Here is a 10,215-nt window from a genome sequence, read left to right on the forward strand (position 1 = left end):
GAATGCGGCATCCGCGAAGCGTCGGCCGCGTTCCAATCCTTTACGCCGCGCGCAAGGGCAGGTTCTTCACACCGGCATTGCGATTCGGTGCCATGCCATTGGCCGCGAGCGTCTCGCCGACCGTCTCGTATTGCACACCGATACGGTAGATGTCGCGCGCTTCCTTCCCTGAAGCAATCTCGCGACCCAGTTCGCGCGCCACGCGCACGCACTGTTCGATCTGCTGTACCGAAGTCATCCGGTTGCCGTGCTGGTCGATGATCGTGTCTTCGATGCCGCAGCGGGGATGCAAGCCCATGGCCAACGCCATCATGTTGAACGGCAATACGTTCTTGAGCAGCGACTCGGCCGTGAGCGTGCAGCCGTCCGGAGCACGGTGCACGAAGTTGAAAAAGTTGAACGGGTTCGGGCCGTCGAAGCCCCCGCCAATACCGATCCATGTCAGATTGAGCGGACCCTTGTACGCACCCTTGCGCACGAGACGATCGAGTGTCTCGAGCGCATGGATGCCCGTGAGCTGGAAGTGCGGCTGGATGCCCGCGGCCTGCAGGCGGCGCAGATGCTCCTCGACCCATGCCGGGCCGGCCGGAACCGTCATTTCGCTATATGCGGCCATGAGCGCGGGATTGGACAACGAGGTACCTTCCAGATACGCCGGATAGAGCAACTCCATGATGTTCATCTGGGTGGTGTTGATCGCCACCGTTACCTGATCGGGCGCCGGGTCGAGATCGGCCAGCATGTGACGCGTATCGTCAGACAGCCACTTGGCGGCCTGGCCATCGTCTTCCGGTGCGAACGAGATCGACCCTCCGACCTGGATGATCATGTCCGGCACGGCTGCGCGCACACCCGCGATGAGTTCATTGAATTTCGACAGGCGCTTGGAGCCCTTGCCATCCAGTTCACGCACGTGCAGGTGCAGGACGGTCGCGCCAGCGTTGTAGCAATCGACGGCCTTCTGGATCTGCTCTTCCATCGTCACCGGAATGTCTTCTGGGAAGTCTTCGGGCATCCATTCCGGGCCGTACGGAGCGGTCGTGATGACAACCTTGTCCTGGTTCTCGGGGTGCAGCGAATCGTCAAGGAATTGCATCGTGTTCTCCAATAGGGGGACGGTATTCCGACGCATGCGGCACGGCTAGCCGAATCAAAACTGGTCGGAAGATGATGAACCGTTGAGATCGCACGATACGGCAATCCTGCGTTACACTTTTGTGATTAGGCGCCATCTTTTTAGGATTTCATGCCACTGCGTGTTAACACCAGTACGTGTGCGCGGTAGGCATTTCATGACCCGGGACGGCGACACCGTCTGCGAGACGGTGCGGAGGCACAGCAATGGAAACGATGGTGCGCTCGGTGGCCATGAGCGGCTATTTCGATGTGACGCGTCGGGTCGGACTGAACCCCATCGAGCTTGCACAGCAGGTCGGGCTCGATACCGCAGCGCTTGCGAATCCGGACGATCGCATTCCGGCGGCAGCCGCATGCCGCCTGCTGGAACTGACGGCCGAAAAGGCGTCATGCCCGACATTCGCGCTGCAGATGGCCGAAACCCGGCAGAAGTTCGGTACCGGCGTGGTCAATGTCCTGCTCGCACACAAGCGCACGCTGCGCGAGGTGTTGCTGGCCACGGCCGAATACCGGCATCTGTTGAACGAAGCTCTGGCTGTGTACGTCGAGGACGTGGGTGAAACGGTTACCATCCGCGAAGAACTGGTTGTCGAACCGGGAATTCCAACGAATCAGGCGATCGAACTCGCCGTCGGTGTGCTCTGGCGCCACTCCAGCGCCTTGCTCGGCGATCACTGGAAACCGCGCGCGGTCCATTTCGTTCATCAGGGACCCAAAGACCTCACGTTTCATCGACGGTTCTTCGGCTGTCCGTTGGAGTTCGGCAGCGATTTCAACGGGTTCGTCTGCGCGAGCGCCGATCTCGACTACCCGAATCCCGCAGCTGACCCGGAACTGGTGCGATATGCCGAGAGTCTCGCGGATTCACTCAACGTGACGGGCGTCGATTCAACCGCGCTGGAGGTGCGCAAGGCGATCTACCTGTTGCTGCCCGTCGAGCAGGCCAGCGTCGAACGGGTTGCTCGCCATCTGCGTTTGAGCGTGCGCACCATGCAGCGCCAACTCGAACTTGCGCATACGAGCTTCTCGCGCCTGGTCGAGGAAGTCCGGGGCGAGCTTGCCGTGCGGTATATGAGCAACCCACGCTATCCCATCGGGCGGGTTTCCGCACTGCTAGGTTATTCGCAGCAGGGGTCGTTTACAAACTGGTTTAGCTCACGCTTTGGCGTGACACCGCGTGACTGGCGCAACAGCCATTTGAAATAATTGCACTGTGCCTGGGTCCTTCGCACAAGTGGTCTCGGATAGCTGATAACCCGTCTCGAGATGTGACTGCTTCCAGGGCCGCAACAGGCTCTGAAGCAGTCCCACCATCGGACATGACCGAAGCGTGCCCATCGCTATTCCGGCAGGTTCCGGAGCGCCCCTGCCGATGCGGCTGCGAGGACGGCGAGCCATGCGCACCTGCTCCGGAAAGACGCGCTAAAGGATACTGTCCAACGCCTTGGTAAACCTGGCGACCGCGCCTTCGACGTCATGCAGTTTGTCGAGGCCAAATAATCCGATGCGGAAGGTCTTGAAGTCTGCGGGCTCGTCGCATTGAAGGGGAACCCCTGGCGCGATCTGCAAACCGGCATCGGCAAATTTCTTGCCGGATCGTATGCCGTCATCGTCCGTATAGCTGACCACGACGCCCGGAGCCTGAAAACCTTCAGCCGCCACGCTTTTGAAACCCCTGGCGCCCAGGAGTGAGCGAACGCGCGCGCCGAGTTCAAGCTGCTCCGCTTTCACCTTGTCGAAGCCATATGCCTCGGTTTCCTTCATGACGTCGCGCAGGGTCGCAAGACCGTCCGTGGGCATCGTGGCGTGGTACGCGAACCCGCCGTTCTCGTAGGCTTCCATAACCTGCAGCCACTTGCGAAGATCGCAGGCGAAACTGGTGCTGGTGGTTGCGTCGATTCGTTCGCGGGCGAGCGGGCTGAGCATGACCAGTGCGCAGCAGGGTGATGCGCTCCATCCTTTTTGCGGCGCGCTGATCAGGACATCGATGCCCGTGGCCTGCATGTCCACCCAGATCGTGCCGGAGGCGATGCAATCCAGTACAAACATGCCGCCCACGGCATGAACAGCGTCGGACACCGCGCGCAAATAGGCATCAGGCAGCATCATTCCGGATGCGGTTTCGACATGCGGGGCAAAGACCAGATCCGGCTTGTTTTCCCTGATCGCGGCGACCACTTCTTCAATCGGCGGCGGTGCATAGGCGGCCTGCCTGCCTTGTTCGACCGGACGCGCCTTTAACACAATCGCTTCAGACGGAATGCCGCCCATGTCGAAAATCTGCGACCAGCGGAAACTGAACCAGCCATTGCGGATGACCAGACACTTCCTGCCCGTCGCGAACTGCCGGGCGACGGCTTCCATGCCGAAAGTCCCGCTGCCCGGGACGACAACGGCCGACTGCGCGTTGTAGACCTTTTTCAGGGCGACGGAAATATCCCGTACGACTCCCTGGAAAAGCTGCGACATATGGTTGATGGATCGGTCGGTGTAAACGACGGAATATTCGAGGAGTCCCTCGCGGTCGACATTGGGAAGTAAGCCTGGCACATTTGTCTCCGGTTATAGACGAATCTGAGGATCGAAAACAGATTCTAACGAAAGCCACCGGAACCGGCATCGACCAGGACGCCGCGTTACCCATCCGGCAAGTTTCGGCGCGGACCAGCGTCGTCATCACAGACAGCATTTCGCCGGCCAATCCCGGACTAGGCGCGGACCAAACGCAGAAACGGGTCTGCCCGGCAGCGACGCGGATTCGCACTCCTGAGCCGCTATTTGATCGCAATCGTGTGACGTTTTTTGAGGGATATACGACCTTTGCGCCATATGGATCGCGCTCCATAATTTGCCCAGGACATCAAGCCGGGACAAGCGCACAAACGTGATTGCCCTTGAATCTTCGGCTTGACCAATCGCGAAGCAGAGAAAGGAGCATGAGATGAGGCTTAAAAACAAGTCAGCTTTGATTACGGGCGGTACAAGTGGCATCGGTCTTGCAACCGCCAGGCTCTTCATTGCGGAAGGCGCCCGTGTAGCGGTTACGGGTCGCGACGATACCGTATTTGAGCGTGTGAAGGCCGAGCTCGGCGAGAACGCGCTCGTTCTCAAGGGCGACGTCCGTTCGATCGACGACATGCGGGCGATTGCCGCTGAGGTGAAAGAGAAGTTCGGCGGCCTGGACGTCGTGTTCGCCAACGCGGGTCGAGCTTTCCCGTCAGCAGTCGACGACATTGACGAGGCCCTCTATGACGAGATCATGGACATCAACGTCAAGGGCGTGGTGTTCACGCTCCAGGCGGTGTTGCCGGATTTGCGAGAGGGCTCCTCAGTCATCCTCAATACATCGTTCGTCGCGCAGACCGGCAAGCATGGTATCTCGTTGACTGCAGCGGCGAAGGCCGCCGTACGATCACTTGCCCGTAGTTGGTCCTACGAGTTTCTCGATCGCAAAATCCGCTTCAACGCAATCGCTCCCGGCGCAATGGACACACCCCTGATCAGCAAGTGGGGCATGTCCGACGAGTGGGTTCGCGACCGTAAGGCCGAATTCGCCAAAGCTATTCCAGTGGGCTACATGGGCCAGGCCGAGGACATTGCCTACGCGGCGCTCTATCTCGCTAGCGATGAATCCTCCTACGTTGTCGGCGCCGAACTGGTCGTCGATGGCGGCGCCTCGCAGCTTTAAGTCTTCGGTTCCCGATTCCGGAGCCCTACACGTCATTCCGGCTCTTTCACATCTTGATCACACGCCCGCCACGTTTTTCGTGGTGGTGGTTCTTTAGTCTGGCCTACCCTGGATGCTCTCGCAGAGAGGGGGCCGAAGTACAACGAGAAATTATCTTGACCGACAATAGCGAAAACAACGCCTCCGGCGAGCGACTCACCGGAGCAGGCCACTCGCGCCGCGATGTTCTCAAGTTTGGAAGCGTCGCCACGCTCGGCGCCATCCTGGGAGGCGGGGGCCTGCTTGGCCGCGCCACTCCCGCTTTTGCGCAGGCGGGCAGCGACGGGGAACTTGCCCCGAATGATCCCCTCGATATTTTGATCGTCAATTACGATGGCGGTACGCTTCTCGATTTCGCCGGCCCCAGCGAGATTTTTCACCGGCTACCGAATACGAACGTTCGCTATGCGAGCCTCAATGGGGGCAACGTGACACTCGAATTTGGCGTCGTGTATGGCAAGACTGAACGACTGGCCGATATTGAGAAGACAGACGTGATTCTGGTTCCCGGCGGATCTGATTTGACGGCGCCGATGCGCCCGGAGTATCAAGCGCAGATCCGGCGTCTGGCTCAAAGCGCCAAACACGTTACGTCGGTTTGCAACGGATCGCTCGTGCTCGCCGCAACAGGCGTTCTCAAGGGAAAGCGAAGCGCCTGCCACTGGGCCTTCGTTAATAAGCTGTCCGAATATGGTGCCATCCCCGTTCCGGATCGTTTCGTAGAAGACGACAATGGCCGGTTCATGAGCGGCGGCGGCGTGACGGCAGGTATCGATTTCGCACTCCGCGTTGCCGCGAAACTGCGCGGTCAACAGGCCGCCGAATTCACGCAGCTCGTGATCGAATATGATCCCGCTCCGCCGTTCCATTCCGGTCATCCCAGAGACGCGCGGCCGGAAGTCGTCGCGATGGTCGACAAGGAACTGCCCGGCGCATCGAAGGGTCTCGCACGAATTCCAGGTGTTCGCTGAAACGCTTCCAGCGTCGTGCGCGAGCCGACGCCAATGACCTCAATGAAGGCCGCAACCGGCATTGTCTGCACCATTCGCCCAATTCGGTGCGGTCCTCTCCAATTCAAGCCAGGATCGGAAATCATTAAATGCGACAGACTCGTCTTTGTGCTGCTGCCCTTGCAGCCTGCTTCTCCCTTTTCGCTTTTGCGGCACCTGCAACTGCGAGTAGCTCCCAGCGTCCGCCCGAAGCGGCAATCAAAGCCGAAAACACACGATGGGCGCAAGCCTTCGGGCGAGGTGATTATGACGCGATAGGTCGCCTCTATACGGAAGATGGTGCGCTCTTACCGCCCGGAGGCGAGCGGGTCACGGGCCCCAGCGCGATCACCGAATACTTCAGCAAAGGATATTCCGGATCCACGCCAGACACCGTATCCTTCGGCAATTACGAGTTCTACGGTAATGATCGGATCGTGACTGAAGTTTCGGATGCCGAAATCCGTGACCATAGTGGAAAGCTCAAGTTTCGCGGTAAGCAGATCCTCGTTTTCCTGAAGCAGGGCGGCGCCTGGAAGCTACATCGCGACATCTGGAACAGTTACGCCCCCTGAAACCTGACGCTCGTTAAGTGTCGGCGAAAGTCTCCTGGGCGGCGGGTTCGACAGCAGTGACGTGATCTGCCGGAATCAGATCCTGTGAAACACGGCTCGCCGCCCAGGCTTCCCGTTGGTACAACGATTACTGATCGGCCGTCGATCAGCGCTCACCGTGCAATCTGCTTTCGCGTCGGATCGATTGCGGCGGATGTCCATGCAGTTTGACGAAGGCTCTTCGCATCCGTTCCGGATCGGCGAACCCCACAGCCAGAGCAATCTGTTCGATCGGTTCGCTACCACCCTGCAGGCGCAGCCGCGCAGCTTCAACACGCAAGCGCTCGACAGCCTTCGCTGGCGTTTCACCCGTTTCCCGGCGAAATGCTCGTCCGAATTGTCGCAGACTCAATCTTGCTGCCTCAGCGAGTCGCTCGACAGGTAGCGCTTCAGCCAGATGTTCTCTGGCAAAATTCAGAGCGATGCGGATACGATCCGACTCCGGCTCCATTTGCGACATAGCGGAGAATTGGGACTGACCTCCCGGTCGGCGATACGGAACGACCAGATATCTCGCGACAGCGCGCGCTATTTCCGCGCCCATATCTCTTTCAATCATAGCGAGCGCCAGGTCTATTCCGGCGGCGATGCCGGCCGACGTCCAGATGCGGCCATCTGCCAGATAGATGCTATCGCTCTCGACCCTGATGCGAGGGAAGCGCGACTGCAACTGAGCAGCGTACAGCCAATGCGTCGTTGCTCTCAGACCGTCCAGCAAACCGGTTTCGGCAAGCAAAAACGCCCCCGTACACACGCTTGCCACCCGCGAGGCTCTGGAGCCCAATTTCCTGGCAGCGGCGATGTTCTCCGATGTCTGCATCGGCTCGATATCGCCGCCCACGAATACGACGGTGTCGAACTTGCGCCTGCCGATTGGCTTTGTCTCGATCGGAAGGCCCGCATTGCCAAGCACGGGTCCTCCAGGTTGCGAGATTACGTGAAGATCATATGGGGTATGACCAGCGGCCCTGGCCACCTGATTGAAAGCCGAAAGGGGTCCACCTAGATCGAGCGCATCGTAGCCGTGGCAAACGAAGAATCCAATTCGATGCATGATGAAGTAGTTATCGAAGCTATCGAAGTGACCTATTTTACGGGGAACCCTTAAATAAAGCCATTAGGGATTTTGTTGTCTGGCAAGCGGGCGGAGCCGACCTTCCCGAACGCCGAAAGCGGACCAACCGCGGCGTGGGCAATCGCAGTGATTTGATAATCTCTGCGATCGCGTCACTGCGTCAGTCGATAAAGAACGTCGGGGCATTGCTCTTCGTTGTTACTTCCGTCACCGTACCCAACTGCGACGAACCCATGATGTTCGTAGAAAGCGATTGCAACGCTGTTCATCTGGAATGTGTACAGTTGCAAGTCACCGTTAGTTCGCGCTTTAACGGAATCCAGAAGAAGCGTGCCGATTCCGCGGCGCTTGAAACGAGGGCAAATGTACAGTTGGTCAAGCCAGCCGATGCCTTCGGAAATCGAGTGAGACGCCATTCCAACGATAGTCCCGTCGTCTACGGCTACGGTGACATTGCCAGATGGAATGAGTACGTTAGCGAGCCAATCACGCACTGATGCATCCGAGTGAATGAGTGGAGCGTAGGACGCCAACTCGTTGCGCGATCGCAGGTACATTCCTGTCAGTTCCTCAGCGTCGTTCAGTTCCGCGCGACGTAGAATCAACGGCATAAGCGCCTCTTTGAAAGATTTCGATCACACCACGAATGGTAACGGCAAATAGAAGTATCGCGACCGTTACGTCAGGGCGCAGTGAACGGCGAGACGCCGTGTCCGCCGAGCATGGTCATTAGCGAAAGCGCGTTACGCTGCCCCTGGTCTTCGAAGCAGTTGTTGAAGATTACGTGCGTACGACCCGCCCGCGTCGCGATTGTGCGGATCGACGGCGCCAGTTCGCTCAGTTCCGCATCGCTATAGTCGTAGTTGAAGCGATCGGCCGCGCTCGCCGCAACCGTCGCGCTCCACGTCTGCGTATTGCGGCCATGCAGACGCACCATCGCGAGTTGCGGATGCGTCGCTTCCCACACGGTGTGCACGCGGTTCGTCACATCCGGCGGGGCGTCGACGATCACATGAACGAGGCTATGTTCGCGCAGGAAGTCGAGCGTCCATTGCGCGTGCTGATCGTCGAACCAGGATTGATTGCGAAATTCAGCGGCCATCAGGTAGCCTGCCATGCGTGCCCGGCAGGCTTCAACGAGCGCGATACCGTCCGGCGAGCGGGTGATCCACGGCGCGAACTGGAACAGCACCGCGCCGAGACGGCCGCTCGCGCGCAGCGGGTCGAGCGCGTCCAGATAGCGCCGCCATAGCTCGTCGATGATCTCAGCGGGGAGTTCGCCGTAGTAGACATTCTTCTTGCGCGGGCCGGGGACACCGGCCGGCAGTGCCATCGCAATGTCTTTGGGCAGCACGTCGGGCGAAGTCTGATGGCCGGTGAAGAGGCGAAACGCCTTGAAGTTGAAGGTGAATTCTGCCGGCGTGCGCTCGCTCCATAGTTGCGAATGAGTAGCCGACGGCATTGCATAGTAGGCCGAATCGACTTCAACGAGCGGAAACTGCGACGCGTAAAAACGCAGCCTCGCTTCCGCGCTGCTGCTGCCACGCGGGTAGAAGCGCTTGCAGGCGATCAGTGTCTTGTCGGTCCAGCCAGCGGTGCCGCAGCGGATGTCCATTGGAGGGCTTATGGGGTTGCGTGAAGGACGCTTCGCCAGGAAGCTGCCTCCGTGTGATCGAGCCACTCCGCGAGTTCGCACCGCAACTGCGAAATATCGAGCGGCTTGCCGAGCAGCCGTGCGCCGGGAATGGTGTCGCCGATCTCGGCGCTCTTGCCATAGCCCGACACCAGCAGCACGCGGATGGCCGGCTGTTGATCGAGCACGGCGCGCGCCAGGTTGTCACCGGACATGCCGGGCAACGTCAGGTCAGTGAGCAGGACGTCGAAATGTTGCGCGGGCACCAGCGGCAGCGCTTCTTCGGCGCTTGCAACCGCAGTGCAGTCCAGTCCCAGTGCGCCGAGCAGTTCGCTGAGTGCTTCGCGCGAATCGGCGTCGTCTTCGACCAGCAGCACGCGAGCCGACGTGCCGGCTTGGGGTGCCTGCGCATGCACGCTTTCGGGCGCATCGGACGCTTCGGATGCCGCGCCTGCGTGAGCCGGATCGTAGACCGCGCGTGGCACGCAAGCGGCGATCTGCCCATCGCTGACGCTGGCGATGCCCGCGCTCAGTACGCTGCGCACCTTGCGCGCGAGATCGTCGCGCCGGTAGGGCTTGGAGAGCAGCGTGATACCCGCGTCGAGCTTGCCGTGATGGACGATTTCGTCGCGCGTATAGCCCGATGTGAAAAGCGTCGGCACCGTGGGCGAGCGCGCTGCCGCACGCTGCGCGAGTTCCACGCTTTTCACCTGGCCGGGCATCACGACGTCGGTAAACAGCAGATCAATTGGCACGTCGCTGTCGATGAATTCGAGCGCCGCGTCGCCACTGGATGCAGTCAGCACCTTGTAGCCGAGTTGCGCGAGCATTTCGACGGCGGTCAGGCGGACATCCGCATCGTCTTCGACCACCAGAATCGTTTCGCCGCCGCCCACCGGCGCGGCCGTCTGATCGGCGGTTTCCGCTGTTTCCGGCTCGCAGCAGCGCGGGAAAAACAGCGAGACGGTGGTGCCGCGTCCCACTTCGCTGTCGATCAACGTATGGCCGCCGCTTTGCCTCGCGAAACCGAACACCATGCT

10 protein-coding genes are annotated in these 10,215 nt (G+C 59.9%); 4 read left to right on the plus strand and 6 right to left on the minus strand.

Going from position 1 to position 10,215, the window contains the following annotated elements:
• Positions 1 to 40: 40 nt before the first annotated feature.
• Positions 41 to 1,096, minus strand: coding sequence for a beta-keto acid cleavage family enzyme (locus PQR67_RS28545; RefSeq protein ID WP_408466188.1), 1,056 nt, complete (start codon positions 1,094 to 1,096; stop codon positions 41 to 43).
• Positions 1,097 to 1,341: 245 nt separating this feature from the next.
• Here PQR67_RS28545 and PQR67_RS28550 point away from each other — a divergent pair, with 245 nt between their 5' ends.
• Positions 1,342 to 2,343: an AraC family transcriptional regulator gene (locus tag PQR67_RS28550; RefSeq protein ID WP_408466189.1), complete on the plus strand. Its 1,002-nt coding sequence runs from the start codon at positions 1,342 to 1,344 to the stop codon at positions 2,341 to 2,343.
• Between the two features lie 216 nt (positions 2,344 to 2,559).
• On the opposite strand, the gene PQR67_RS28555 is transcribed toward PQR67_RS28550, so the two are convergent.
• Positions 2,560 to 3,687: an aminotransferase class V-fold PLP-dependent enzyme gene (locus PQR67_RS28555; RefSeq protein WP_408466190.1), complete on the minus strand. Its 1,128-nt coding sequence runs from the start codon at positions 3,685 to 3,687 to the stop codon at positions 2,560 to 2,562.
• 391 nt (positions 3,688 to 4,078) lie between these two features.
• On the opposite strand from PQR67_RS28555, the gene PQR67_RS28560 reads away from it, so the two are divergent.
• From PQR67_RS28560 to PQR67_RS28570, 3 genes are all read left to right on the plus strand, one after another.
• Positions 4,079 to 4,825: an SDR family oxidoreductase gene (locus PQR67_RS28560; RefSeq protein ID WP_408466191.1), complete on the plus strand. Its 747-nt coding sequence runs from the start codon at positions 4,079 to 4,081 to the stop codon at positions 4,823 to 4,825.
• 155 nt (positions 4,826 to 4,980) lie between these two features.
• Positions 4,981 to 5,835, plus strand: coding sequence for a DJ-1/PfpI family protein (locus PQR67_RS28565; protein ID WP_408466192.1), 855 nt, complete (start codon positions 4,981 to 4,983; stop codon positions 5,833 to 5,835).
• Between the two features lie 128 nt (positions 5,836 to 5,963).
• Entirely contained in the window at positions 5,964 to 6,428 is a 465-nt protein-coding gene (locus PQR67_RS28570) for a YybH family protein (RefSeq protein WP_408466193.1), read from the plus strand.
• A 145-nt stretch (positions 6,429 to 6,573) separates the two neighbouring features.
• Here the strand turns inward: PQR67_RS28570 and PQR67_RS28575 are convergent, their stop codons facing one another.
• The 4 genes from PQR67_RS28575 to PQR67_RS28590 all read right to left on the minus strand — a co-directional run.
• Entirely contained in the window at positions 6,574 to 7,521 is a 948-nt protein-coding gene (locus tag PQR67_RS28575) for a GlxA family transcriptional regulator (protein ID WP_408466194.1), read from the minus strand.
• Between the two features lie 173 nt (positions 7,522 to 7,694).
• Entirely contained in the window at positions 7,695 to 8,153 is a 459-nt protein-coding gene (locus tag PQR67_RS28580) for a GNAT family N-acetyltransferase (RefSeq protein WP_408466195.1), read from the minus strand.
• Positions 8,154 to 8,224: 71 nt separating this feature from the next.
• Positions 8,225 to 9,157, minus strand: coding sequence for a DUF72 domain-containing protein (locus PQR67_RS28585; RefSeq protein ID WP_408466196.1), 933 nt, complete (start codon positions 9,155 to 9,157; stop codon positions 8,225 to 8,227).
• An 8-nt stretch (positions 9,158 to 9,165) separates the two neighbouring features.
• Positions 9,166 to 10,215 (minus strand): response regulator (locus PQR67_RS28590; RefSeq protein ID WP_408466197.1); only part of this gene is annotated, 1,050 nt, incomplete at its 5' end.

This window comes from Paraburkholderia fungorum (genome assembly GCF_046026025.1).
Taxonomy (GTDB): domain Bacteria; phylum Pseudomonadota; class Gammaproteobacteria; order Burkholderiales; family Burkholderiaceae; genus Paraburkholderia; species Paraburkholderia fungorum_E.

What these genes read in the sequence shown, in the direction of transcription:
- PQR67_RS28550 (WP_408466189.1), top strand. Translation starts at nt 1,342, where the DNA reads ATGGAAACGATGGTGCGCTCGGTGGCCATGAGCGGCTATTTCGATGTG.
- PQR67_RS28545 (WP_408466188.1), bottom strand. Translation starts at nt 1,096, where the DNA reads ATGCAATTCCTTGACGATTCGCTGCACCCCGAGAACCAGGACAAGGTT.
- PQR67_RS28570 (WP_408466193.1), top strand. Translation starts at nt 5,964, where the DNA reads ATGCGACAGACTCGTCTTTGTGCTGCTGCCCTTGCAGCCTGCTTCTCC.
- PQR67_RS28585 (WP_408466196.1), bottom strand. Translation starts at nt 9,157, where the DNA reads ATGGACATCCGCTGCGGCACCGCTGGCTGGACCGACAAGACACTGATC.
- PQR67_RS28575 (WP_408466194.1), bottom strand. Translation starts at nt 7,521, where the DNA reads ATGCATCGAATTGGATTCTTCGTTTGCCACGGCTACGATGCGCTCGAT.
- PQR67_RS28560 (WP_408466191.1), top strand. Translation starts at nt 4,079, where the DNA reads ATGAGGCTTAAAAACAAGTCAGCTTTGATTACGGGCGGTACAAGTGGC.
- PQR67_RS28580 (WP_408466195.1), bottom strand. Translation starts at nt 8,153, where the DNA reads ATGCCGTTGATTCTACGTCGCGCGGAACTGAACGACGCTGAGGAACTG.